24 protein-coding genes are annotated in these 24102 nt (G+C 63.6%); 14 read left to right on the forward strand and 10 right to left on the reverse strand.

Annotated features, from left to right (window positions below; all coding sequences use genetic code 11):
* The 5 genes from VK804_RS08080 to VK804_RS08100 form a co-directional block, all read right to left on the reverse strand.
* Positions 1-1372: TRAP transporter large permease (locus VK804_RS08080; RefSeq protein WP_325369686.1), on the reverse strand; the 1372-nt coding region annotated here is incomplete at its 3' end.
* On the reverse strand, positions 1369-1908 hold the full coding sequence (locus VK804_RS08085) for a TRAP transporter small permease subunit (RefSeq protein WP_325369687.1): 540 nt from the start codon (positions 1906-1908) through the stop codon (positions 1369-1371). The genes VK804_RS08085 and VK804_RS08080, both read right to left, overlap by 4 nt.
* 314 nt (positions 1909-2222) lie before the next feature.
* A complete protein-coding gene (gene moaA, locus VK804_RS08090) occupies positions 2223-3257 on the reverse strand; it encodes a GTP 3',8-cyclase MoaA (RefSeq protein WP_325369690.1) in 1035 nt (344 codons plus the stop codon).
* 136 nt (positions 3258-3393) lie between these two features.
* Positions 3394-3894 carry a hypothetical protein gene (locus tag VK804_RS08095; RefSeq protein ID WP_325369692.1) on the reverse strand — a complete coding sequence of 167 codons (501 nt, stop codon included), beginning with the start codon at positions 3892-3894 and terminating at the stop codon, positions 3394-3396.
* Positions 3895-4042: 148 nt separating this feature from the next.
* Complete coding sequence (locus tag VK804_RS08100; protein WP_325369694.1) at positions 4043-4729, reverse strand: HAD-IA family hydrolase; 687 nt, start codon at positions 4727-4729, stop codon at positions 4043-4045.
* An 82-nt stretch (positions 4730-4811) separates the two neighbouring features.
* On the opposite strand from VK804_RS08100, the gene VK804_RS08105 reads away from it, so the two are divergent.
* From VK804_RS08105 to VK804_RS08125, 5 genes are all read left to right on the forward strand, one after another.
* Positions 4812-5645 carry an SDR family NAD(P)-dependent oxidoreductase gene (locus VK804_RS08105; RefSeq protein ID WP_325369696.1) on the forward strand — a complete coding sequence of 278 codons (834 nt, stop codon included), beginning with the start codon at positions 4812-4814 and terminating at the stop codon, positions 5643-5645.
* Between the two features lie 151 nt (positions 5646-5796).
* Positions 5797-6495 carry a ribose-5-phosphate isomerase RpiA gene (gene rpiA, locus VK804_RS08110; protein ID WP_325369698.1) on the forward strand — a complete coding sequence of 233 codons (699 nt, stop codon included), beginning with the start codon at positions 5797-5799 and terminating at the stop codon, positions 6493-6495.
* A 26-nt stretch (positions 6496-6521) separates the two neighbouring features.
* Entirely contained in the window at positions 6522-7043 is a 522-nt protein-coding gene (locus VK804_RS08115) for a DUF2059 domain-containing protein (RefSeq protein WP_325369701.1), read from the forward strand.
* A gap of 7 nt (positions 7044-7050) precedes the next feature.
* On the forward strand, positions 7051-8436 hold the full coding sequence (gene gor / locus VK804_RS08120) for a glutathione-disulfide reductase (RefSeq protein ID WP_325369703.1): 1386 nt from the start codon (positions 7051-7053) through the stop codon (positions 8434-8436).
* A 136-nt stretch (positions 8437-8572) separates the two neighbouring features.
* Positions 8573-8968: a hypothetical protein gene (locus VK804_RS08125; RefSeq protein WP_325369705.1), complete on the forward strand. Its 396-nt coding sequence runs from the start codon at positions 8573-8575 to the stop codon at positions 8966-8968.
* 50 nt (positions 8969-9018) lie between these two features.
* On the opposite strand, the gene VK804_RS08130 is transcribed toward VK804_RS08125, so the two are convergent.
* Positions 9019-9726, reverse strand: coding sequence for a Crp/Fnr family transcriptional regulator (locus VK804_RS08130; protein ID WP_325369707.1), 708 nt, complete (start codon positions 9724-9726; stop codon positions 9019-9021).
* A gap of 51 nt (positions 9727-9777) precedes the next feature.
* Positions 9778-10266, reverse strand: a complete 489-nt coding sequence (locus VK804_RS08135) for a TetR-like C-terminal domain-containing protein (RefSeq protein WP_325369709.1) — start codon at positions 10264-10266, stop codon at positions 9778-9780.
* Between the two features lie 258 nt (positions 10267-10524).
* Here VK804_RS08135 and VK804_RS08140 point away from each other — a divergent pair, with 258 nt between their 5' ends.
* The 5 genes from VK804_RS08140 to VK804_RS08160 all read left to right on the forward strand — a co-directional run bounded on the left by VK804_RS08140 (position 10525) and on the right by VK804_RS08160 (position 15833).
* Complete coding sequence (locus VK804_RS08140) at positions 10525-11472, forward strand: LysR family transcriptional regulator (RefSeq protein WP_325369711.1); 948 nt, start codon at positions 10525-10527, stop codon at positions 11470-11472.
* Between the two features lie 90 nt (positions 11473-11562).
* A complete protein-coding gene (locus VK804_RS08145; RefSeq protein WP_325369713.1) occupies positions 11563-12198 on the forward strand; it encodes a hypothetical protein in 636 nt (211 codons plus the stop codon).
* A 172-nt stretch (positions 12199-12370) separates the two neighbouring features.
* Positions 12371-13690, forward strand: coding sequence for a TAXI family TRAP transporter solute-binding subunit (locus VK804_RS08150; RefSeq protein ID WP_325369715.1), 1320 nt, complete (start codon positions 12371-12373; stop codon positions 13688-13690).
* A gap of 62 nt (positions 13691-13752) precedes the next feature.
* Positions 13753-14514 carry a DUF4239 domain-containing protein gene (locus VK804_RS08155; RefSeq protein ID WP_325369717.1) on the forward strand — a complete coding sequence of 254 codons (762 nt, stop codon included), beginning with the start codon at positions 13753-13755 and terminating at the stop codon, positions 14512-14514.
* Between the two features lie 35 nt (positions 14515-14549).
* On the forward strand, positions 14550-15833 hold the full coding sequence (locus VK804_RS08160; RefSeq protein WP_414642737.1) for an ATP-binding protein: 1284 nt from the start codon (positions 14550-14552) through the stop codon (positions 15831-15833).
* A 185-nt stretch (positions 15834-16018) separates the two neighbouring features.
* On the opposite strand, the gene VK804_RS08165 is transcribed toward VK804_RS08160, so the two are convergent.
* Positions 16019-16924, reverse strand: a complete 906-nt coding sequence (locus tag VK804_RS08165) for an alpha/beta fold hydrolase (protein WP_325369719.1) — start codon at positions 16922-16924, stop codon at positions 16019-16021.
* A 176-nt stretch (positions 16925-17100) separates the two neighbouring features.
* Here VK804_RS08165 and VK804_RS08170 point away from each other — a divergent pair, with 176 nt between their 5' ends.
* From VK804_RS08170 to VK804_RS08180, 3 genes are all read left to right on the forward strand, one after another.
* On the forward strand, positions 17101-18489 hold the full coding sequence (locus VK804_RS08170; protein ID WP_325369721.1) for a class II 3-deoxy-7-phosphoheptulonate synthase: 1389 nt from the start codon (positions 17101-17103) through the stop codon (positions 18487-18489).
* 2 nt (positions 18490-18491) lie between these two features.
* Positions 18492-18845, forward strand: a complete 354-nt coding sequence (locus tag VK804_RS08175; protein ID WP_325369723.1) for a diacylglycerol kinase — start codon at positions 18492-18494, stop codon at positions 18843-18845.
* Positions 18846-18917: 72 nt separating this feature from the next.
* Positions 18918-20675, forward strand: a complete 1758-nt coding sequence (locus VK804_RS08180) for an NAD+ synthase (protein ID WP_325369725.1) — start codon at positions 18918-18920, stop codon at positions 20673-20675.
* Positions 20676-20684: 9 nt separating this feature from the next.
* Here VK804_RS08180 and VK804_RS08185 read toward each other — a convergent pair whose 3' ends face one another.
* Entirely contained in the window at positions 20685-21857 is a 1173-nt protein-coding gene (locus VK804_RS08185; RefSeq protein ID WP_325369728.1) for a DUF2865 domain-containing protein, read from the reverse strand.
* 248 nt (positions 21858-22105) lie between these two features.
* Positions 22106-22414, reverse strand: coding sequence for a hypothetical protein (locus VK804_RS08190; RefSeq protein ID WP_325369730.1), 309 nt, complete (start codon positions 22412-22414; stop codon positions 22106-22108).
* Positions 22415-22697: 283 nt separating this feature from the next.
* Here VK804_RS08190 and cysS point away from each other — a divergent pair, with 283 nt between their 5' ends.
* Complete coding sequence (gene cysS, locus VK804_RS08195) at positions 22698-24092, forward strand: cysteine--tRNA ligase (RefSeq protein ID WP_325369731.1); 1395 nt, start codon at positions 22698-22700, stop codon at positions 24090-24092.
* The last annotated feature ends 10 nt before the right edge of the window (positions 24093-24102 follow it).

Genomic DNA, 24102 nt, shown 5'->3' on the forward strand with positions numbered 1-24102 from the left:
GATAGAAGAGGGCGAAGCCGAAGGGTGGATGCATGAACGACGTCTGCACGTTGACGCACAGCATGACGCCGAACCAGATCAAGGCCGCGTCGTGGCCGACCACCGGCTCCAGGATCTTCTGCGCCACCGGCGCCAGCATCGGGATGATGATGAAGGCGATCTCGAAGAAATCGAGGAAGAAGGCGAGAAAGAAGATGAACAGATTGACGACGACCAGGAAGCCCCAGACGCCGCCCGGCAGGTTCGACATCATGTGCTCGACCCACCGGTTGCCGTCGACACCCTGGAAGGTGATCGAGAAGCAGGTCGCGCTGACCAGGATGAACGCCACCATCGCGGTGATGCGCATCGTCGCCTGGAAGGCCTGGATGATCAGCTCGCGCAGTTCCCTGAACTGCCAGGCGCGCCAGCACAGCCAGACGATCGCGGCGAACATCACGGTGAAGGCGGCCTGGAAGGCGAGTGATTTGAAGGCCACCAAGCCGATCAGGAAGCCCACGCCCGCGGCGATGCAGCCGGCGCTGAACGTCCATTTGTCGAACCTGGTCAGCGGCGCATTGCGCACCACGGCCAGCACGATCGCGCCGATGGTGCCCATGGCGCCCGCCTCGGTGGGCGTCGCCAGGCCCATCATGATGGTGCCCAGCACGAGGAAGATCAGCACCATGGCCGGGATGATGCCCCAGGCGCACTTGATCAGCAGGGCCTTGCCGAACAGGGTTCGCGGCACGGGCGGCAGATCGTCGGGCCGCACCAGGCCCACGTAGAAGGTGTAGGCGGCGAACAGGGCGATCTGCAGCAGCGAGGGACCCCAGGCGCCGAGATACATGTCGCCGACCGAGCGGCCGAGCTGGTCGGCCAGCACGACCAGCACGAGCGACGGCGGCACCAGCTGCGTGATGGTGCCCGACGCCGCCAGCACGCCGGTGGCGTAGCGCATGTCGTACTTGTAGCGGATCATGATCGGCAGCGTGATCAGCGCCATGGCGATGACCTGCGCCGCCACCGTGCCGGTGATGGCGCCGAGGATGAAGCCGACGATGATGACGGAGTAGCCGAGACCGCCGCGGATCGGGCCGAACAACTGGCCCATCGAATCCAGCATGTCCTCGGCCAGTCCGCAGCGTTCGAGGATCGCGCCCATGAAAGTGAAGAACGGGATCGCGAGCAGGAGTTCGTTGGAAAGCACGCTGCCGAACACGCGGCCGGGGATCGCCTGCAGGAAGTTGAGATCGAAAAAACCCTGGCTGATCGCGAGGAAGCCGAAGGAAATGCCGACCGCAGCCAGCGTGAAGGCGACGGGAAAGCCGATCAGCATCGCCAGCACGAGGCCGCTGAACATCAGCGGCGGCATCGCCTCGAGCGTAATCATTGCGTCGGCCTCTCGTATTTCGCGTCGATCGTGATCTGGCCCCGAAGCGCGGCAATTCGCTTGATGACTTCGGAGACGCCCTGCAATGCGAGCATCACGAATCCGGCCGGGATCACGAATTTGATCGGCCAGCGGATCAGGCCGCCGGCATTGCCGGAATATTCATTGACCTCGTAGGCCTGGTAGAAGAACGGCCAGGACAGATAGCAAAGCAACAGGCAGGACGGGATCAGGAAGAACAGCGTCCCGATCATGTCGAGCCAGAGCTGGCCGCGTTCGGACAGGAACAGGTAGAAGATCTCGACCCGGACATGCTCGTTGCGCTTGAGCGTATAGGACGCGCCGAACATCACCAGGATGGCGAACATGTACCATTGCAGCTCGAGCCAGCCGTTCGAAGAGTAGCCGAAGGCATAGCGGATCATGGCGTTGCCGGCGCTCAGCACACAGGCCGCCAGCACCAGGAAATTGCAGATGTAGCCGATCTTTTCGTTGATCGTGTCGATCGCACCGCTAATCGCCAACCATGGGCGCATCGTGTTCTCCCCCGCGCTCGCCATCAAGCTGCGTGAATTTTTCCAGCGCGCACCGGCTCGCCGCCGTGCGCCGGGCGCGCCCGGCGCATCATCGAGTACGGCTCATCATCGAGAGCGATTGCAACGATCATCCTCCCCACTATCGCCTTTGCTGTCTTCACCGCGCCCGAGAGGACGCAGCGGCTTATCCGGCCGGGCAGGCATCAAGGCCGGCGCACCATTTCAGCGCGCCTTCGCGGCGTCAATTGGAAAATCGGCAAATTGACGTGGGATCAGCCGGTTGCGTGGCCTGGCTGAAAGGGGATCGCAGAAATTCAGCCGCCGGTGACGCTCATATGGCGGCTGACGCTCGGGCGGTTGTGGCGGCGATCGATGATGAAGTCGTGGCCCTTCGGCTTGGTCCCGATGGCGCGGTCGATGGCCTGGCTGAGCAGTTCGTCGTCGGCGGAGGCCCGCAGCGGTTTGCGCAGATCGGAGGCATCCTCGTGGCCGAGGCAGGTGTGCAGCGTCCCGGTGCAGGTGATCCTGACGCGGTTGCAGGACTCGCAGAAATTATGGGTCATCGGCGTGATGAAGCCGAGCTTGCCGCCGGTCTCGGCCACGCGAACGTAGCGCGCGGGTCCGCCGGTGGTCTCCTCGAGGTCGGAAAGGGTGTAGTGCTTGGCGAGGCGGGCGCGAAGCAGCGACAGCGGCACATACTGATCGATACGGCCTTCGCCGATGTCGCCCATCGGCATCACCTCGATCAACGTCAGCGCCATGCCCTTGCCGTGCGCCCATTCCATCAGCTGGGGGATTTCGTCCTCGTTCAAATTCTTCAGCGCCACCGCGTTGATCTTGACCGCGAGCCCGGCCGAGCGTGCGGCCTCGATGCCGGCCAGCACCTTGTCGAGATCGCCCCAGCGGGTGATGGCGCGGAATTTTGCCGGATCCAGCGTATCCAGCGAGACGTTGATGCGGCGCACCCCATGGTCGGCCAGCTCGCCCGCGAACCGTGTCAGCTGCGAGCCGTTGGTCGTCAGCGTCAGCTCATCGAGCGCGCCGGTCGCAAGATGCCGCGACAGCGAGCGCACCAGCGACATCACGTTGCGCCGGACCAGCGGCTCGCCGCCGGTCAGCCGCAGCTTGCGCACGCCCCGTGCGATGAACGCCGAACACAGCCGGTCGAGTTCCTCGAGCGTGAGCAGATCGGCCTTGGGCAGGAAGGTCATGTCCTCGGACATGCAATAGAAGCAGCGCAGGTCGCAGCGATCGGTGACCGATACCCGCAAATAGCTGATGGTCCGGCCGAACGGATCGGTCATCGGACGCGACAGCGAAGCGGAGGAACTTAAAGAGAGTCCGGTCATTCAATACGCCTTGTAGCTACGGCCGTCGCCATGCGGGCATGGCGCAGCGTTTGCGTAGTCGCAATGTATGCATGATGCAATCCGCCCACAATCCGCATCCCTCTTGGTGCAGTGCAAGCAACCTGCGATCAGGCCATCAGCGGCTGGGGGCAGCTGCCGGCGGGGGTGGTGCGGCCTGGCCCGGGTCGGGGAACGGCGAGCCTGCGGGCTGATCCGCCGCGCCCTTCGGCGCTTTCGGCTTCTTCGGCTTCGGCCGCATCTTCCTGGGCGGCTTGGGCGGCGGCCCGGCCGGCTGCAGCTGCGCGACCACCGGATTCGGATCGATCGTCGTGGTGGCAGGGGTGGTCAGGTCGCCGGAATTGCGGATCACCTGCACCGGGACCGTGGCCGGCAGGAACTTGGGCAGTGCGTAGGTGACCGAGAAACCACCGGCGTCGGGGGCCTGGACCGAAACCGAGCAGGGGGTCTTGCAGCCCGGTCCCAACGACGTCCTGGCGTCGGCCCCGGGTGGCACCGAGTCGATCTGGACCTGCAGGACGGGCGGGGCGGACTTGAACATGTCCATGGACAATGAGGGCATTGAAGAGCAACCGCCCAGGGTAGCTCCCGCTACGGCAATCGCGATGACACGACGCATGATCCATCCGTCAATTCAGTGCGGCTAACTGCCACAATCCCCGCTGCGACCATAAGAGCGTCAGGAGGGCCGTGCAACCGGGCGGGAGCGCATCGTTAATTGATGGTTAATGCTGCCGTTTCTAGAATAGATAAGTAAGATCAATATCTTATATGGTCTGCCGGAGAACCGTCAGGCTTTCCACAGCGGCCGGCAACTCGCGCATGTGATCGATCAGCCGGTCCGGCCTGAGTTCGGCGATGGGAACCTCGGTGTACCCGAACGCCACGCCGATGACGGGAACGCCGGCCCGGCGAGCGACCCCGATATCGGGACCGGCATCCCCGACCATGATCGAAGACGACAGCTCGCCGCCCGCGCGCGCGACGGTCTGTTGCAGGATTGCTGGATCGGGCTTGGAGATTCCAAACGTGTCCGCGCCGCAGATCGCCGAAAATCGCCAACTCAATCCGAGTTCGTCGAGCAGGCGCTTCGACAGCCATTCGAGCTTGTTGGTGCAGACCGCGAAGCGCCAGCCGAGGGCGGCCAGATCGTCGAGCGCGCTTTCGAGGCCGTCGAACGGCCGCGACGCGTCGGCAATATGGGCGGCATAATAGTCGATGAAATCGACGGTCAGCCTGTCGATGTCTTTGACCCCATAGACCCGGCTTTCCAGTTCCAGGCCGCGTTCGATCAGCTTGCGGGCGCCGGCACCGATCATGGTGCGCGCCGATTTGAGCGGGACCGGCGGCAGCCCCTCGCGGTCGAGCACGACATTGAGCGCGTTGATCAGGTCGGGCGCCGTATCGACGAGCGTGCCGTCGAGATCGAAGACGATGGTGCGATGAGCGGTCATCGAAAACCGCTATCGGTCGGTGCGCACATATGCAAGTAGGGGACGGCGGCTTCGGCCGGTTTCCGGGGGTGAGGAACAGAACATGCGCGACTTCGCAGGCAAGACGGCATTCGTGACCGGCGGGGCCAGCGGCATCGGGCTCGCGCTGGGCCGGGCTTTTGCGCAAGCCGGCATGAAGGTGATGCTCGCCGATATCGAAGCGGAAGCGCTGGCGGCCGCGGTCAAGAGCCTTGCGGTGTCAGGGCCTGACATCCGCGGCGTCGCGTGCGACGTCGCCGATCCCGCAAGCGTCGAGCATGCGGCGAAAACATCCTTCGACGCCTTCGGAAAGGTCCACGTGGTCTGCAACAATGCCGGCGTCGCGGCCGCCGGCGGCATCGACAACATCTCGCTCGACAATTGGCGCTGGGTGCTCGACGTCAACCTGATGGGCGTGCTCCATGGCATCAGAAGCTTCCTGCCGCACATCCGCGCCCATGGCGAAGGCGGCTACATCGTCAACACCGCATCGATGGCCGGCATGACCGGCGGATTGGGGTTCAGCCCCTATACGGCGAGCAAGTTCGCGGTGGTCGGGATGTCCGAGGGCCTGGCGGCCCAGCTCAAGCCGTTCGGCATCGGCGTCAGCGTGCTGTGCCCGAGCTATGTGCGCACCGGCATCGGCGAGAGCGGCCGCAACCGGCCGGAGCGCTACGGCACGGCGGCAACGCTCGATCCGGCGAGCCCGGCGGCGGTGATGGTGGCCGAGATCGCCAGGCGTCTGGAGGCGGGGTTGGAGCCTGACGCGGTCGCCGCGCGCGTCCTTAAGGCCATCAGGGGCGACGAACTCTACGTGTTCACCCACGCCGATTCGCGTCAGGCGGTGGACGAGCGGTTCGCGGCCATCCGGGCGGCGATGGATGAGGTCGCCGGTTGACCCGAAGCGGCCCGTATCCGGCCCCGAATAACTCCGTTTAGCGCTGTTCCCCAGCGAAAAACGACGCTAGACAGGCTGCGCCGGACACAGCCTGTCGCCCGATCGGCACCGTCAGCGGCACCCTTCGTGGCTTCTGGGGCATCGTTTGCAAGTGGATATGGACGGTTTGAAGCGGCAAGCGGCGGCCCAAGCGCTCGAACATGTGCGCGACGGCATGAAGCTCGGGCTCGGCACCGGCTCGACCGCGAAACATTTCGTCGAACTTCTGGGGATGCGGGTGCGCGATGGCCTCAGCGTCATCGGCGTGCCGACATCGGAGGCGACCCGCATCAACGCGGAGCGCTGCGGCATTGCCCTGACCACGCTCGACGAGGTCGACCGGCTCGATCTCACCGTCGATGGTGCCGATGAAATTGACCCCTCGCTCAATCTCATCAAGGGCGGCGGTGGCGCCCTGCTGCGGGAAAAGATCGTGGCCGCCGCATCTGATCGCATGATCGTGATCGCCGACGATTCCAAATGGGTCGATGTTCTCGGCCGGTTTCCGCTACCGGTAGAGGTGATCCCGTTCGGGCTCGCGGCGACGCGGCGGGCGATCGGCAAGGCATTTGCGCAATGCGGCGATTCCGGGCAAATGGTGTTGCGAAAGGGCAAGGACGGCCACGTTTTTGTCACTGATGGCGGCCACTGGATCGTCGATGCCCATCTTGGACGAATAACCGATGCGCCGCGGCTGGCGGGACTATTGACCTCCATACCTGGCGTGGTCGAGCACGGGTTGTTCATCGGGCTCGCCGGCATGGCGGTGCTGGCGGGCGCTGGCGGAATTCGCGTTGTCGAGCGGCGTTAAGGCCGCAAATCCTGAGGAGAATTGGAATGAAGAGCCTTGCAAGAATTTTGTCGGCCGCGGGCATCGTGCTTGGACTGGCCCTGACCGGCGCTCCCGCCGGGGCTCAGCAGCCGCAGATCGCCAAGGAGCCGTCGCCGGCCGCGATCGCGTCGGCCAAGGAAATCCTGGCGATGAAGCACGCCGGCGACATGTATGCCCAGGCGGTGCCCAACATCGTACAGCAGGCCAAGGACAGGATTCTGCAGAGCAACCTCAACTATCAAAAGGATCTCAACGAGGTTGCCGCGATCATCGCCCAGAAGCTTGCCGGCAAACAGCAGGAGATCGGTGAGGGGATGGCGAAGATCTACGCCAGCGTTTTTACCGAACAGGAACTCAAGGACCTGGTCACGTTCTACAAGACGCCGCTCGGCCAGAAGTTGCTGGCGACGGAACCGACGGCGATTCAAACCAGCATGGCCTATATGAACCAGTGGGCGCAGGGTTTTGCCGAAGTGGTCAACGGCGAATTCCGCACCGAGATGAAGAAGCGCGGCAAGACGATCTGATACCACGATGGCTGAATTCGACGTCGATCTGTTCGTGATCGGAGGAGGTTCGGGCGGGGTGCGCGCCGCCCGGATCGCCGCCTCCCATGGCGCACGGGTGATGATCGCCGAAGAATACCGGATGGGCGGCACCTGCGTGATCCGCGGCTGCGTGCCGAAGAAGCTGCTGGTCTACGCTTCCCACATCCATCAGGAAATCGAGGACGCGGCCGGCTTCGGCTGGACCATACCTGAGGCGAGTTTCGACTGGCCGACCCTGATCGCCAACAAGGACAAGGAGATCGCGCGCCTGGAGGCCGCCTATACGAGCAATGTGGAAAAATCCGGCGCCCGCGTCGTCAAGACCCGCGCGGTGTTCGAGGATGCCCACACGCTGCGGCTCGCCACCGGCGAGGCCGTGAGGTCGAAATATGTGCTGGTCGCAACCGGCGGCGCGCCCAACCATGGACGCGCGATCCCCGGCATCGAGCATGTGATTTCCTCGAACGAAGTGTTCCATCTGAAGGAATTGCCGAAGCGCATCCTGATCCAGGGCGGCGGCTATATCGCGCTGGAATTCGCCTGCATCTTCGCGGGCTTCGGCTGCGACGTCACCGTGGTCTATCGCGGCGAAAACATCCTGCGCGGTTTCGACGACGACGTCCGCGCCCATGTCCGCACCGAGATGGAGAAGGAAGGCATCACGATTCTCACCAACTGCACCGTCAACAAGGTCGACAAGCACGGCCGGGAATTCACCTCGCATTTGTCCAACGGCTCGAGCGTCGCCTCCGACCAGGTGATGTTCGCGATCGGCCGGCATCCGAACGTCGGGGGTCTCGGACTGGAAAAGGCCGGCGTCGCCATCAATCCGGGCAATGGCGGGATCGCGGTCGATCATTTCTCGAAAACCTCGGTGGAAAACATCTATGCGATCGGCGACGTCACCCACCGCATCAACCTGACGCCGGTGGCGATCCGCGAGGGCCATGCCTTTGCCGACACCGTGTTCGGCAAGCGGACGGTCCGGGTCGATCACGCCGATATTCCGACCGCGGTGTTCTGCCAGCCCGAGGTCGGCACGGTCGGATTGACCGAGGCGCAGGCGCGCGCGCAGTACAGTCACGTCGACATCTACAAGGCGAGCTTCAGGCCGATGAAGGCGACGATGTCGGGCCGCGACACCAGGATCCTGATGAAGCTCGTGGTCGATGCCGGAAGCGACCGCGTGGTCGGCTGTCACATCGTCGGCGACGGCGCCGCCGAAATGGCGCAGCTGCTCGGCATCGCCGTCAAGATGAAGGCGACCAAGGCCGATTTCGACGCGACCATGGCGCTGCATCCGACGGCCGCCGAAGAACTCGTGACCATGCGCACGCCGACCGCGCGTCACGTGCGGGAAGCAGCGGAGTAGGGTTTTCGACCGAACGGTCCGGGGTGGATTGTGGTCTGCCCGAAGAAAGCGCTTCGCGCCGCGGCCGCGAGGTCGATTGACCACGTTTCTACGTCCGCCTAAAGTCCCACGGCCAATTTGGGTGGGGGTGGGACCTATGCGGCATCTCAAGCTGTTATTTACAGGCTGCGTCATTTCAGCTTTTATTTTTTCGTCCGCCGGCATGGCGCAGAATTCGCCGAACGCCGAGGGCTGCCTGAAACTGACGTGGGGTTATTTGAAATCTCAACGCTACGAATACAGCGCAATCAACACATGCAATTTTCCCGTCGCCGTTTCCATGATGACCGGCACGAAGAAGATGATCCAGCAAACGGTGCAGGCCGGCCAGGCCCTGCACACCGGTCTGACAATGGCCAATTTCGAGGCCGATCGGAAAAAGAGTGGATGGATTGCCACGGTCTGCAAGGATGGCGAGGTCGCGAGCCCGGACGTTTCAGCCGGCAACTGGGACGCCATCCTCAACGGCAATTATGAATGTCGTAAGCCGTAACGGCGGCGCCGACAGGTTGTGATGGCTGACGAGCCGGCGAGGCAAGAACCCTACATGGGAAGCCGCAATCGCTCATATTGAGCCTTGACGGCTCCATAGCATTCGCAGGCGAGGCCGGTGAGACCGTCGAGATCGAGAATCTCGACGCGGCCACGGCTGTAGCGGATGTATCTTGCCTGCTGCAGCGTATTGGCAACGATCGACACGCTGTTGCGGCGTGCGCCGATCATCTGCGCCATCAATTCCTGCGTCAACGTGAAGTGGTTGCTGCCAGACAAATCGCGCACCCGCAACAGCCACCGTGCCAGCCGCGCCTCCACGCTGTGCGAGGCGTTGCAGCCCGCCGTTTGCTGCGCCTGAACGAAGAGCGCCTGTCCATGCCGAACCAGGGTGGTGCGCAATGCCTCGCTTCGCTCGACCGCGGCGCGAAACCGGTCGACATCGATCATCGATGCGGTTCCCGGCAACAGGACCACGGCTTCGGTCACTCCAACCAGTATGCCGAGCGCCGCCGAGGCGCCGACGACGCTGTCGCGTCCGACCATGGCGACCTCGACCCGTTCTCCGGCGGCCAATTCGACGATGAAAGAGACGACGCCGCTGTGGGGCAGGTAGACCTGCGTGATGGCCTCGCCAAGCCGGATCAACCGGCGTTCCGGCGAAAGCTCGACGGTTCGAAGGTGCGGGCGGATCGCTTCAAAATCATCGGCGCTCAGAGAGGCCAATACGACGTTGCTAGACTGGGCAGCCGAGTCCATTGATATTCCCTTGGGCGAACGGCGCGTGAGGTTTGTTGCATCAACGCCGGGTCAGATTGTTTTGGTCTGCAATGCACTCAATCCACGAAGATAGAGTTCGACCGCGATGCCGTAGCTCTCGTCGTAGTCGACCGGTTCCATGAACGATGACGCCATCTCGTGCATGACGAAGCCGCGGACCAGCGCCCGCAGGATTCTGAGCGCGTGGATAGCCGGCTGACCGGTGAGCCCGACGCCCGCGATAACGCCGAGCACGAAGCCTCCGAGTTCTTCGCCTTCACGACGCCATTCCGGAGAATCGACGATCGGATTTCTGAAAGTCGCGGCCGACAAGCCAGGGCGGTCGTGCGCGTAGACTCGCATGGCATGGGCCACGGCACGAAGCGCCTCCTCGCCGGCTTTCCCTTCGGCGGCGGCTTCGAGCCGCCGGTGCAGCTCCCGAAAGCCCTTGATCGCCAGGAAACGGCGCATCTCGGGAATCGTGTCGACTTTCTCCGCCAGCAGCGCCCGTATCTCGGCTGACAGATCCGCCGCGATCAATTGATCCCACCGGGTTGGCTGGTTCAGAAATTCCTGCACGGAGAACTTCGGGTCTGACATGGGTCGCAAGCGTTCGGCGGCTCGTTCGGTTGTCAGCCCTTGGGCAGCTTTAAGGTCAGATTCGTTGCCATGTCCAATACCTCAATATGGCCTCTTCGATAGTTGCGGCGTATAGTTCGCGGGACCGGGATCCGGCCAATAGCAAAAAGGGTAATTTCCGAGCTCCCTTCGATCTATACCGGAGAGGGAATACCGCTGATGGAACTGCGCCATCTTCGCTATTTCGTTGCGGTCGCCGAGGAGCTGAATTTTACCCGGGCGGCTCAGCGGCTGGGCATCAGCCAGCCGCCGCTCAGCCTGCAGATCAGGCAGCTGGAAAAGGAGCTCGGCACGCCGCTGTTCCACCGCCGTGGCCGAAGCGTCGAACTGACCGATGCCGGAAAGCTGTTGCTCGAGGAAGCGCGCGTCATTCTCAGGCAGGTGGAGGTCGCGGAGACCGGGGTGCGGCGGCGCGCGCGTGGCGAAACCGGCCGGCTCGTGGTCGGCTCGGCCGGCGCGACCTATTTCCATCCCGTCATCCCCGAAATCATCCGTGAATACGGAAAGCGCTATCCCGACATCAGCCTGGTTACGCAAGCCAGCAACACCTCGCTTCTGGTCGCGCGATTGCGCGCCGGCCAGGTCGACCTTGCCTTGATCCGTCCACCGATCAGCGATGCCGAGGGTGTCGGGACCGTGCCGCTGGTCGACGAGGAAACGGTCGTCATCCTGCCGAACGGACATCGACTAAGCAAATTGGTCACCGTCCCGCTGGCCGCGTTGGCGAAGGAGGTCTTCGTGCTCTATCCGCGGACGCTCAATCCCGGCAACTATGATTCGGTCATCGCCGCGTGCCGCAGCGCCGGGTTCAATCCGACGCTCGGCCAGGAGGCGCCGCAAATCGTCTCCGTGATCCCGCTGGTCGCAGCCGGTTTTGGCGTATCGATCGTGCCGCGCTCTACCGCCCGGATTCTGGCCGATGAAGTCTGCTATCGGCCGATCGAAAGCGACGCGCCGCGCGCGGAGATCTGCCTGGCCTATTGCCGCAACGGCAGCTCGCGCGCCGCACAGAATTTTGTCGCCGTAGCCCGCCGCGTGAGTCGAAACGCAGCGCAAGGCCAGGGCAAGGACAGCGCAAAGCGGGCCAGAAAAGCCGGCGCCGGGTAGGCTGCCCTCTTCGCGATAACGGCCAGCGGTGCCGCACTGGCGTTTTTGATCTCCGGAGGATATAATTTCGGGACACTTGGTGGTGGCACGATGTCCAGTTTCGCACGTCAATCAGCGCTCGCATTCGTATTGGTGGCGCTCAGTCTGGGCGGGCGAGCGGCCCATGCCCAGGCCGGCCCTATGCAATATTGGGCCTCAAACTGGCCCATCGGTTTCGGCGGCAACCTGACCGGCGGCCGGAATTCGAACACGTTTGGCATCTTTGCGAACTTCGACGGCAATGACATCAGAGCCGGGGGCCCTTCCAATCAGCGCTATAATTTTTCGAACGGCTGGTTTGTCGGCAGCGAAGGCGGCGGCGTGCGATTGGGCATGAACGGCGTCGGCCAGGATGGCGCGTTCGGCAGCCTCGGCTCGCTTCACTACGAAGGCGTGCAGTTCGGCTACAACTTCCAGAACTCTGGCCAACCCATCACGCTCTATGCCGGTTTCGACAGCTTGAAATACAAACCCGCAATCGGCGGTCCCTTCGCCGCCTTCGACTCCTCCTCGTCCGGCACGCTGCCCGGCTATAGCGCGCATGCCGGCGTCGAATTCAAGCCGACATCGAATGTCAGCCTGTCGCTCGGGTTCGGCTACACCCAAACGTCCGGGCGCCTCGACAGCGACATCAATTCGGACTTGCTGCCCGGCGCTTCCCCGTTTGCCTTCGGCAGTCGCCGCTAGCCGGGACTACGCCGTCCGCGGATCAGCGGACCCAGCGAATGCAGCAGCGCCGACGATCCATCAGCAAGGATCGTGCTTGCTCCCCGATCATATCGGAGACAAACTCATTCCGCGGTCGCGATCTCCGGTGTCTGCATGATTGGCGCCCGGTCGGCGTCGGGGGGTGACGAGCATGGCTTCGCTGAGATTGCCGCTCTGGCTTCGCTTCATATTGCTTGTCGGTGTTGTCGCTCTCGCGTCGGGCGCAAGCCTCCTGGTCTACCGCTACTATACCCGTCCGGTAACGCTCACCGTGGCGGTGGGCTCGATTGACGGTGAAGCCGCCAAGGCGATGTCGGCCATTGCAAGCCAGCTCGTTTCGACCAACGCGCCGGTGCGGCTCAAGGTGATCGACAGCGGCACCGCGCTTGAAGCCGCCAATGCGTTTGCGGCTGGCAAAACGGACCTCGCCGTGGTTCGCGGCGACGTCGGCGACCTGTCACAGGCGCGAGCCGTCGTCGTCGTGAGCCATATGGTCGTGCTGATCATAGCGCCGCCGGGTTCGACCATCGACGGCATCGACAAATTGAAGGGCCGCCGCGTCGGCGTGATCGGCGGCGACGCCAACAGCAAGATTGTCGATCTCCTGAGCAAGACCTATGGGCTCGATCGCGCCAAGATATTCAAGGATGTTGCCCTGCCGGACGTGCGGCAAGCCGTCCAGTCCAAAGACGTTGCGGCGCTGCTTGTTGTGATTCCTCTGGCCGAAAAATATTTGTCGCTGGTGCGAGGCTTTTTCCAGCAGGGTCCAAAGTCGCTGCCGGTATTGGTCGGAATCGAGTCCGCAGGCGCCATCGCAGCATCCGAGCGCGCCTATGAAAGTTTCGACGTGCCCAAGGGTACGTTGCGAGGTTCTCCGCCAGTGCCGGAGGATGACCTCACGACCTTGCGGACTTCGCTGTATCTCGTTGCGCAAAAAAAGCTCGGGACCGATCTGGTCACCACGCTCACGCAGACGATCATGAGCGTGCGCAGGGACCTGATGAGGGAACAGCCGATCTTTGCGCAGATCACTTCTCCCAGCACCGATCAGGATGCCTACCTGCCGCTGCATCCCGGGGCGGCAGCCGTGTACAACGGCACCCAGCAGAGTTTTATGGATGAATACGGCAACTGGATCTATTTGACGCCGATGATACTCGGCGGTTTCGCCACCGCACTTGCCGCGGCCTGGAAATTTCTGGGGCTCGGGAGCGCCGCGGGTGCGGGCCCGCTGGATTCTCTCTATGCGCTGGGCCGCCGGATCCGCAAGGCCGGGACCGAGGCCGAGCTGTCCGAAATCGAGGACGAAATCGATGACATTCTCAACGTCCAGCACGCCAGATCCACTGCGGGCGACGAGAGCGCGGTGGATGACGCGACCTTGAATGTCGCAGCGCATCGGCTGGAAAACCTTATTCACGATCGACGAATGATGCTTGGGAAGAAGCCGACAATCGTCTCCGCGGCCTGAGCGATGCGGCGCGATCAGAAGCGGGACCGGAATTTGTCGGCTGCGGCGGGGAAATCCCAGGCATGAACGATCTCTTGATCTCGCTCCTTGCGTTCGTCCTGATATTCGGCGGCGCCCTGGTTGGGGCTGTGGTTCGGCCCTGGCTGTCGGATCATCACCTGCACGCGGACTCCAGGGACGTCGTGAAAATGACCACGGGCCTGATCGGCACGCTGGCGGCACTTGTGCTGGGTCTCCTGATCGCGTCCGCGAAAACCTCGTTCGACCAGAAGACCAACCAGGTCAGGCAAATGACCGCGACCATCATCCTGCTGGACGATCTGCTCATGCAATATGGTCCGGACGCCACTCATCTGCGGGACCTGCTGCGGCAGAGCATTCAGCCGCTGGCCAATCGCATCTGGCATGAGGAGCAGGTCCCGGCCGGCAGGCGCCTTCGGTTCGAATCGAGCGCGGAGTCGCTGGCCTTCGAGACCGAACTGGAGCACCTCGCACCGGCCAACGATACCCAGCGTTCGCTGCAATCGCGCGCCATCCAGGCCTTCACGGAAGGCGCGCAGATTCGGCTGCAACTGTTTGCGCAGACCGGCGGCTCGATCCCGGTTCCGTTCCTGGTCATTCTGGTATTCTGGCTCAGTGCGATCTTCGCGAGCTTCACGCTGTTTGCGCGAGCCAATCTGGTCGTCATGGCCGCGCTGTTGGTATGCGCGCTGTCGTTTTCCTGCGCGATTTTTCTGGTTCTGGAGTTGGATAATCCCTTTGCGGGATTGATGGGCATTTCGAGTGCGACGCTGCGGGGTGCGCTTTTGCCGTTGAATCCCTGAGGGGTGCCGGATACCCTGTGACCGGGAGGCTTTCCTTGTCAAAGAACCCCAAAAGCGGTGCGACTGCGGCAAAATCGTCTGTGGTGCTGTTTCCGCAGCAACCCGCGCTGCAGCTGATCTACGACACCGCGCCGATCGGTCTGGCTTTTCTTTCTCCCGACTGCCGCTATCTGCAGATCAACCAGCGCCTCACCGAGATCTGCGGCATCTCCGTCGAAGATCATTTGGGCCGTTCGGTCCGGGACTGCGTACCGGCTTTGGCCGAAGCGGTCGAAGGCATCGTCCGCTCCATCATGGACACCGGCGAACCGGTGATCGGCATCGAAGTCGCGGGCCAGCGTGCCGACCAGACCGACGAACGCTTCTGGATCACCTATTGGCATCCGCTGCGCAGTCCCAGCGGCGAAATCGTCGGCGTCAACGTCGCCGCGGAAGAGATCACCGAGCGCAAGCGCGCGGAGGCGGCGCTGCAGGCGGGCGAACGAGAGCTGCGCAGGGCAAGGGATGCGGCCGAAACCGCCTTGCGCAACCTGCGGGAGACCCAGGACTCCCTGATCGAGACCGAAAAACTCGCCGCCCTCGGGCGGCTGGTCGCAGGCGTCGCGCACGAAATCAACAGTCCCGTCGGGACTTCCCTGACCGTGGCCTCCGTGCTGCAACAGCGGGCCGCCGCCTTCGCGGCGGAAGTCGCGCAAGGCAGTGCCAGGCGATCGCACCTGAACGAATTTCTCGAAGCCAGCCGCGAGGCGTCGGCGCAACTGGTCGCCAATCTCAATCACGCCGCCGAACTGATCCAGTCGTTCAAGCAGGTCGCCGCCGATCGCAACTACGCCAGTCAACGCATCTTCGACCTCGGCGAACTGACCGGGCAGCTCGCCCTGACCCTGCGGCCGGGGCTCGGAAAACAAAATCTGGTCCTCAATGTCGAGTGCCAGCCCGATCTGATCATGAACAGCTATCCGGGCCCGTACGGACAGGTGCTGACCAATCTCTTCCTCAACGCGGTCACGCACGCTTTCCCCGACGGCAATGGCGGGACGATCGACATCAAGGCGCAGGCGTCGGGCAAGGACAATGTCAAAATTCTTTTTTCCGATGATGGCTGCGGCATGAGCGCCGGTGTCCGGCATCAGGCGTTCGATCCATTCTTCACCACGCGCCGCGATCAGGGCAGCACCGGCCTCGGCCTGCATATCGTCCACAGTATCGTCACCAATTGCCTGGGCGGCCGGCTCAGGCTCGACAGCGAGCCCGGCGAGGGAACAAGGATTCAGCTCGTTCTGCCACGCACAGCTCCGGCGGCGCCTGCGACGGGGTAGCGCGTGCAGGGTTCAACCCGCCGCGCGCACGTCGCCTACATGCGGCGAGATCGCGAAGCCATGTCTCAACGTCATTGCGAGGAGCACTTGCGACGAAGCAATCCATTCTTTCTTTCTGTTGCTCGATAGATTGCTTCGCTTACGCTCGCAATGACGGTGTCAACACGATGGCGCCGAGATCGACTCTATTCCGTCGCCTCGAGCCATTCCGCGGCACCCCGCCACAGCGTGTCGCGATGCTCGGGACGAAAGAAACCGAAATGGCCGATCTTGCTCACGCCCGCATCCGCGGGCCGGACCGTGATGATTTCCGGCTTGGCCGCGGTATATCCCGAGCACAGCAATTCGACCGCCGGCCGCGTAGCCCAGGGATCGTCAGACAGGCACAGCGCGCGCATCGCGCCCTTGTAGTCGGCGAAATTCTTTAAGGCGGGGAGGTTGGGATCGTCGAACATATAGCGTTTGCTCATGACCCAGGCGGTCCATTGCAAAAACACATCCTTCGGCAGGTCCTCGCCGATGCCACTCCAGCCCGGCGCATAGCCCAACAACCGGGTGAGGGGAACGCCGATGAAATTCATCATGGCATAGACGCGGTAGCGCTCCGGCGCGGCCATCAGCTTCCAGTATCCGGCTTGCGCCGCGATCAACAACGCGCGCGACACCTCGGTATTGTCGGGAATGAGCCCGAGCGCCTGGCCACCGAAGGAATGGCCGATATAGCCGAGCGGCAGCGTGTGATAACGCTCGCGCATCCAGGCCACCGCGGCGCTGACATCGAGCGCTGCCCAGTCCGCCATCGAGGCCTTGAAGCCGACCAGCGACTTCGGCTGATTGTAGCCGACCAGCGCCTTCTGCCGGCTGTCGCCGGTGCCGCGGTAGTCATAGGTCAGCACCGCGCAGCCCCGCCGCGCCAGATAGCCGGCAAAGCCCTTGTAGATCCTGCGCGGCACGGCGGTCGCGGAATTGATCAGCACGGCGTGGCGCTTGGCGCCGCGCGGCAGGAACAGCGTCGCGCCCAACAGATATCCGTCCCTGGCGGGGAAGGTGATGTCATCGGTGAAGACGTCGTCCAGCGCAGCCTCGGCCAACCCTGATTTCCCCCGTGCTTCCCAGCGAGCGTCCTTAGCAAATGCGAATTCGGCTTTTGCCGCAAGGGCTTGTCGCGGGATGCGGAATTCCAACTGGCGGTCCCTGTCCGGCCTGTGTATAAACCGGCACTCCGCTATTTCCCTTAAGTTGCGGTTTTTGTTCAGGAGTTGACGCCATGTCCGAGCGGTGGACACCCGAGAGCTGGCGCGCCAGACCGGTGAAGCAGATCCCCGACTATCCCGATGCCAAGGCATTGGGCGATGTCGAGGCGCAGCTTGCCACCTTTCCGCCGCTGGTTTTTGCAGGCGAAGCCCGCAACTTGAAGAAGTCGCTGGCGCGGGTCGCAGCCGGCGATGCGTTCCTGCTGCAGGGGGGCGACTGCGCGGAAAGCTTTGCCGAGCATGGCGCCAACAACATCCGCGATTTCTTCCGCGTCTTCCTGCAGATGGCGGTGGTCCTGACCTATGCCGGCGCGGTGCCGGTGGTCAAGGTCGGCCGCATCGCCGGGCAATTCGCAAAGCCGCGCTCGCAGCCGACCGAGACGGTCGACGGCGTCGAACTGCCGAGCTACCGCGGCGACATTGTCAACGATATCGCCTTCACCGCCGCGGCGCGCATTCCCGATCCGCAGCGCCAGCTGATGGCCTATCGCCAGTCGGCGGCGACGCTGAACCTGCTGCGCGCCTTCGCCACCGGCGGTTTTGCCAATCTCGGCAGCGTGCACCAGTGGATGCTGGGTTTCCTGAAGGATTCCCAGCAATCGCGCCGTTACAAGGAATTGGCCGACCGCATCTCGGATGCCCTGAACTTCATGCGCGCCTGCGGGCTCGATCTGGAAAGCCACCCCGAACTGCGCGCCACCGATATCTACACCAGCCACGAGGCGCTGCTGCTCGGCTACGAGCAGGCCTTTACACGCGTCGATTCGACCACCGGCGACTGGTACGCCACCTCAGGTCACATGATCTGGATCGGCGACCGCACCCGCCAGCCCGATCACGGCCATGTCGAATATTTCCGCGGCATCAAGAACCCGATCGGGTTGAAATGCGGCCCGTCGCTGAAGGGCGACGAACTGCTGCGGCTGATCGACGTGCTCAATCCGGATAACGAGCCCGGACGGCTGACCCTGATCAACCGTTTCGGCTCGGACAAGGTCGGCGATCACCTGCCGCCGCTGGTCCGCAGCGTGCAGCGCGAGGGCCGCGTGGTGGTGTGGTCGTGCGACCCGATGCACGGCAATACCATCGCCTCGACCAGCGGCTACAAAACGCGGCCGTTCGACCGCATCCTGTCGGAAGTGAGGACGTTCTTCCAGGTCCATGCCGCCGAGGGCACGCACGCCGGCGGCGTCCATCTGGAAATGACCGGCCAGGACGTCACCGAATGCATCGGCGGCGCGCGCGCCATCACCCATGAGGATCTCAGCGACCGCTATCACACGGTCTGCGATCCCCGCCTGAATGCCGAGCAGTCGATCGACATGGCGTTTCTGATCGCCGAATTGCTCAAGCAGGAACGCGGCGGCAAGGTCAGGCCGATGCCGGCCGCGGCGGGCCTTTAGCGTTGCTGCGGTTCTGGCGGGCCACCATCAACACGCGCAACGGGCTCGCTTTTGCGATCCGCTCGGAGCAGGCCATCCGGGAGGAACTGGTGGCGCTGGTGCTGGCGCTGCCGCTGGCGTGGCTGGTCGGCACGACCACGATGCGCCGGATCGAACTGGTTGCCGCGGTGGTGCTGGTACTGGTCGTCGAATTGCTCAACACCGCGATCGAGAAACTTGCCGATCGCCTCACCACCGATCACGATCCGCAGATCGGCCGGGTCAAGGACATGGGCTCGGCCGCGGTCGGCGTTGCGCTCGTGATGGCCGGCCTGTTCTGGCTGTTTGCCATCGCCGAGCGCATGGGCGCGCTCTGATTTCGGCATCTGGCGAAGCCCAAGGCGGCGTGCTATATTTGATTTGCTCAGTTTGAGGATAAGGTCCGCTCCATGAGTGAACGAGCCGATCAGTTTGCAATCACGCTTGCCCAGCTGAACCCGACGGTAGGCGACGTCGCGGGCAACGCTGCGAAAGCGCGCGCGGCGCGGGAAAAGGCGCGCACTGACGGTGCCGATCTCCTGGTGTTTCCGGAATTGTTCATTTCCGGTTACCCGCCGGAAGATCTGGTGCTGAAGCCTGCGTTTCAATCGGCCTGCCGCACGGCGGTCGAGGAGCTGGCGCGGGAAACCGCCGATGGCGGTCCGGCGATCCTGATCGGCAGCCCCTGGGTCGATGACGGCAAGCTCTATAACGCCTGCGCGCTGCTCGACGGCGGGCGGATCGCTGCGATCCGCTACAAGGTCAACCTGCCGAATTACGGCGTGTTCGACGAAAAGCGGCTGTTCGCGCGCGGGCCGGCCGCGGGTCCGGTCACCGTCCGCGGCGTCCGGGTCGGTGTCCCCGTCTGCGAGGACATCTGGCTCGAGGAATCCGAAGACTACGAGAACGTCGTCGAGTGTCTGGCCGAGACCGGCGCGGAAATCATCGTCGTGCCGAACGGCTCGCCCTATGCGCGCGACAAGAACGATCTGCGGCTGTCGATCGCGGTCGCCCGCGTCACCGAAAGCGGGCTGCCGCTGATCTATCTCAACCAGATCGCCGGACAGGACGAGTTGGTATTCGACGGCGCTTCCTTTGCGTTGAACGCCGATCTGACGATCGCGGCGCAACTGCCGGCATTCGTTGAACAAATCACGACGCTGCGCTGGCGCAAGACGGAAGCCGGCTGGCGCTGCGACGGGCCGGTTGCGCCGCTGCTCGAGGGCGACAAGGCAGACTACGCGGCCTGCGTGCTGGGCCTGCGCGACTATGTCGGCAAGAACGGATTTCCGGGCGTGTTGCTCGGCATCTCCGGCGGCATCGACTCCGCGCTCTGCGCGGCGATCGCGGTGGATGCGCTCGGCGCCGAGCGCGTGCGCGGCGTGATGCTGCCGTTTCGTTTCACCGCGCAGGTGTCGCTCGACGACGCGGCGAAACTGTCGAAGGCGCTCGGCATCCGCTACGAGGTGCTGCCGATCGCGGACGCCGTCAACGGTTTCGAGGCGATTCTGGCGGCCCCTTTCGCCGGCCTGCCGCGCGACATCACCGAAGAGAACCTGCAGGCGCGCACCCGCGGCACGCTGCTGATGGCGATCTCCAACAAGACAGGCGCGATGGTGGTCACGACCGGCAACAAGTCGGAAATGTCGGTCGGCTATGCCACGCTCTATGGCGACATGAATGGCGGCTTCAACCCGATCAAGGATATCTACAAGACCGAGGTGTTTCGTTTGTCGGCCTTGCGCAATTCATGGAAGCCCGACGGCGCGCTGGGGCCATCGGGCGAGGTGATTCCGCCCGCCATCATCACGCGGCCGCCGACCGCGGAACTGCGCGAAAACCAGACCGACCAGGATTCGCTGCCGCCCTACGACATGCTCGACGGCATCCTGGAGCGGCTGGTCGAGCGCGAACAGCCGCTGGCCGCGATCGTCGATGCGGGCTTCGATCGCGAGGTGGTGGCGCGGATCGACCGCTTGCTCAACATCGCCGAGTACAAGCGCAGGCAGGCCGCGCCGGGCGTCAAGGTCACACAAAAGAATTTCGGGCGCGACCGCCGCTATCCCATCACCAACCGCTTCCGCGACGCTGGCAAGCCGTTGCCCGAACCCGACCCGTCGCTGCTGTCGCGCACCAGCCAGGCATCGGCCGACGCGTTCGAGGGATGAGTTGGGCTGCTACCGCGCCGGAATGAAGGTCGGGCCGACGGTGCGGATCTGTTTGTCGCCGGCAGCATTGGTCGAAGCGGCGGCGGGTGCGGCGGCATCGGGCGCAGGAGTGGCAGCGGGAGCCGGAACGGTTGCCGTGGTCTTGGCGCCCTTTTTGGCGGCCGCTGCAGCCGCCTTCGCCGCCGGCGGTTGCGCCATCTTTTTCGCGCTCTCCTCGGTGACGATGATGTCGCCCTGCTGTTCGGCCGCAGCCTTGTCGTCGAGGTTCTTCAACGCCTCCGACCAGGTCTCTCCGGCGGCCTTGCAGGCGCAGGTGGGATTGAACTCCTGGCGGTAGTGGAACGCATTCGGCAGCGACGTATAGGGCTGGCCGCTGATCGACACCGCCTGGTTGATGTCTTCGCCGGGATTGCGGTAGGCGAACAGGTTCGCTTCCGCCGCGGGACAGAGCGCCTTGCAGCTCTTCTCGTCATCGGGGAAACGGGCCGGCACGGTGGCAAACGAGATCGGAAAATAGGCGCCGTCGCAGGTGCGGACGCAGACGGTGCGGTAGGTGCCCGATTGCGGGCCGAAGTCGCCGCCGGGCGGGTTCGGGTTGTTGTTGCCGAACAGGTTGCTCAGGAAATTGCCCGGCCCGGACCCGGGCGCCGCATTGACGTATTGCGGGCCGCAATTGTTCTGCGCCAGCGCGGTCAGCACCGAGCGGCGCTGATTGTCGCGGTCGACGCCGCCAAGACCACCGCGCAGCCGCTCCAGGCTGCTGGTGATCTGGTCGAGATTGGCCCGCATCTGCTGGATCTGGTTGTTGACCGGACCGCATTGCGCCGACTGGCCGGAGAACAGCGAGAAGAAACCCGAGCTGTCGCAGCCCATGCGCTTGGCCTGCATGGTGACGCGATCGAGTTCGGCCTGCTGCTTGGTGGCGGCATCCTGGTAGCGGCGGATCTGGTCGTCCCTGGTGGGATCGCCGGAGCCGCCGCGGTCGATGGTCGCCAACTGCGCTTCGAGCCGCGGACACATCGGATTGACCGGCGCGCCGGGTGAGCCGGTCGGCCCCTGAGGCGGCGGTGGCGGGCCCGGATTCATCTGCGCGCGCGCGTCGATGCTCAGCGCGCTGGCGCCGATCAGCGCGGCGCAGGCCAGGATCCATCGGCAGAAGGGGTTGTTCAGCGTTTCAGGCATGTCCGGTCATCGCATCATGATCCCAAGGGATTGCATCCGACCATGAGCGCATCTCATTGTTTAAGCATGATCTTTTCGGAGAAGCTGCTCCGCATCATGCCGCAGGGCCGTTCCGCGCGGTTCCGGGAAACCTCCCCGGAAACGAACGCTGGCCAGCCGCGGCCTCCCATAGCCGCTTCTCGGGGCAGCGTCACGTCGTTTCCGGGGCGCCGGTGTGGCGGCTGGTTCGGACCGGACTTGTGATCGCCTCAGCGCTGGCAGGTAATGGCGACGTATTCATTGCAGCCGGCATGGTTGCAACTCCCGCCGGCCTTGGGAACCGAGCCGGTGATCTCGTCCGGATCGACGCGGCGATAGGAGGAAGCATCGGCGAAATCGCGCGACTGGCAATAGGAGCGCGCGGCATGGGCGCCGCATTTGTCGCCCTTCGCCAGGCACTGGTCGACGCCATAGCCGTCGGCCTGGTTGGCGATGATGAACACACGGCTGTCGGCGGATGCGACCGAGGGGGCGAACAGAAGAAATGCACAGGCCAGAACCGCGGAAATGGATCGCATGCTGCACCAGATGAATAAGAGGAGCGCCGTAATTGTCCGGATAGGAATAGACCCAAAACCTTAAGAATGATTAACCATGGCGGGCGGTCCGTTTCGCGGCCCAAACGGGCTTTTGTGAGGCACTTGACGCGATCCCCCCGGCTGGCCCATGGTAGTTCACATGAACGGTTTCCTCGCCATTTGCGGCATTTGCCGCGAGATTATGAGCTAGCGATTCGCTGGCTGAGGCCGTCTTTTCTCAAAAAGAGATCACTGGACGCCCGGCCGCAAGGGACGGATATCCATGGATTTGCGCCTTTACGATACGTTGACGCGGGAGAAGCGGCCTTTCCTGCCGCTCGATCCCAACAACGTGCGCATGTATGTCTGCGGGCCGACGGTCTATGACTTCGCCCATATCGGCAACGCGCGCCCGGTCATCGTGTTCGACGTGCTGTTTCGCCTGCTGCGGCACCTCTATGGCGCCGACCACGTCACCTACGTCCGCAACATCACCGACGTCGACGACAAGATCAACGACCGCGCGGCGCGGGATTTTCCGGGACTGCCGCTGAACGAGGCGATCCGGAAGGTCACCGAGAAGACCGCCGCGCAGTTCGCGTCCGACGTCGCGGCGCTGGGCTCGTTGCCGCCGACCTTCGAGCCGCGCGCCACCGATTTCGTGCTGCCGCGCGCCGACGGCAAGGCTGACATGGTGACGCTGATCGAGCAATTGATCGCGCGCGGCCATGCCTATGAGGCCGGCGGTGAAGTGCTGTTCGATGTCCAGTCGATGCCGGACTATGGCGCGCTGTCGGGCCGCAAGCTCGACGAGCAGTTGGCGGGTGCGCGCGTTGCCGTCGACGCGCACAAGAAAAACCCCGCAGACTTCGTGCTGTGGAAGCAATCCTCCGGCGATGAACCGGGCTGGGAAAGCCCATGGGGCAGGGGACGTCCGGGCTGGCATATCGAATGCTCGGCCATGAGTGCCGCCTATCTCGGCGACGTCTTCGACATTCATGGCGGCGGCATTGACCTGATCTTTCCGCATCACGAGAACGAAATCGCGCAGTCGCGTTGCGCGCACGGCACGTCCATGATGGCGAATTACTGGCTGCACAACGAGTTCGTGCAAATCGAAGACGCCAAGATGTCGAAATCGCTTGGTAACTTCGTCACGATCCGCGATCTGCTGGCCGATTGGCCGGGCGAAGTGCTGCGGCTGAACATGTTGAAAGCGCATTATCGCTCACCGATGGACTGGACGTTGAGGGGATTGGAGGAAAGCGCGAAGACCCTCGACGACTGGTACGCGGTCGCCGCGGATGTCGGGGGTGAACGGCCCTCTGATGTGGTCATCGAAGCGCTGTCGGACGACCTGAACACGCCGGAGATGATCGCTGCCCTGCACGGCTTGCGGAATAATGCGGTCGCCGGCAACGAACGCGATCGCAGCGAATTTGCCGCCTCGTTGCGGCAGTTCGGATTCCTGTCCGAGAGCGTCGCGGAATGGAACGGCCGAAAGCAGCAGGCCAGTGGCATCGACGTCAAACAGATCGATAGTATGATTTCGGACCGCACCGCCGCCCGCGCGCGAAAAGACTTCAGGGAATCCGACCGCATCCGCGATGAACTCGCGGCAATGGGGGTTGTGATCAAGGATTCCAAGGAAGGCACCACTTGGGAGATCGCGCGATGAGCTGTTGCAA

The sequence above is a fragment of the Bradyrhizobium sp. genome (assembly GCF_035484855.1).
In the GTDB taxonomy this organism is placed as follows: Bacteria; Pseudomonadota; Alphaproteobacteria; order Rhizobiales; family Xanthobacteraceae; genus Bradyrhizobium.

Coding starts and splice junctions, on each gene's coding strand:
- VK804_RS08125 (WP_325369705.1), top strand. CDS start 8,573: ATGCGGCATCTCAAGCTGTTATTTACAGGCTGCGTCATTTCAGCTTTT.
- VK804_RS08115 (WP_325369701.1), top strand. CDS start 6,522: ATGAAGAGCCTTGCAAGAATTTTGTCGGCCGCGGGCATCGTGCTTGGA.
- VK804_RS08170 (WP_325369721.1), top strand. CDS start 17,101: ATGTCCGAGCGGTGGACACCCGAGAGCTGGCGCGCCAGACCGGTGAAG.
- VK804_RS08085 (WP_325369687.1), bottom strand. CDS start 1,908: ATGCGCCCATGGTTGGCGATTAGCGGTGCGATCGACACGATCAACGAA.
- VK804_RS08130 (WP_325369707.1), bottom strand. CDS start 9,726: ATGGACTCGGCTGCCCAGTCTAGCAACGTCGTATTGGCCTCTCTGAGC.
- cysS (WP_325369731.1), top strand. CDS start 22,698: ATGGATTTGCGCCTTTACGATACGTTGACGCGGGAGAAGCGGCCTTTC.
- VK804_RS08140 (WP_325369711.1), top strand. CDS start 10,525: ATGGAACTGCGCCATCTTCGCTATTTCGTTGCGGTCGCCGAGGAGCTG.
- VK804_RS08155 (WP_325369717.1), top strand. CDS start 13,753: ATGAACGATCTCTTGATCTCGCTCCTTGCGTTCGTCCTGATATTCGGC.
- moaA (WP_325369690.1), bottom strand. CDS start 3,257: ATGACCGGACTCTCTTTAAGTTCCTCCGCTTCGCTGTCGCGTCCGATG.
- VK804_RS08100 (WP_325369694.1), bottom strand. CDS start 4,729: ATGACCGCTCATCGCACCATCGTCTTCGATCTCGACGGCACGCTCGTC.
- VK804_RS08180 (WP_325369725.1), top strand. CDS start 18,918: ATGAGTGAACGAGCCGATCAGTTTGCAATCACGCTTGCCCAGCTGAAC.
- VK804_RS08095 (WP_325369692.1), bottom strand. CDS start 3,894: ATGCGTCGTGTCATCGCGATTGCCGTAGCGGGAGCTACCCTGGGCGGT.
- VK804_RS08150 (WP_325369715.1), top strand. CDS start 12,371: ATGGCTTCGCTGAGATTGCCGCTCTGGCTTCGCTTCATATTGCTTGTC.
- gor (WP_325369703.1), top strand. CDS start 7,051: ATGGCTGAATTCGACGTCGATCTGTTCGTGATCGGAGGAGGTTCGGGC.
- VK804_RS08145 (WP_325369713.1), top strand. CDS start 11,563: ATGTCCAGTTTCGCACGTCAATCAGCGCTCGCATTCGTATTGGTGGCG.
- VK804_RS08185 (WP_325369728.1), bottom strand. CDS start 21,857: ATGCCTGAAACGCTGAACAACCCCTTCTGCCGATGGATCCTGGCCTGC.
- VK804_RS08190 (WP_325369730.1), bottom strand. CDS start 22,414: ATGCGATCCATTTCCGCGGTTCTGGCCTGTGCATTTCTTCTGTTCGCC.
- VK804_RS08105 (WP_325369696.1), top strand. CDS start 4,812: ATGCGCGACTTCGCAGGCAAGACGGCATTCGTGACCGGCGGGGCCAGC.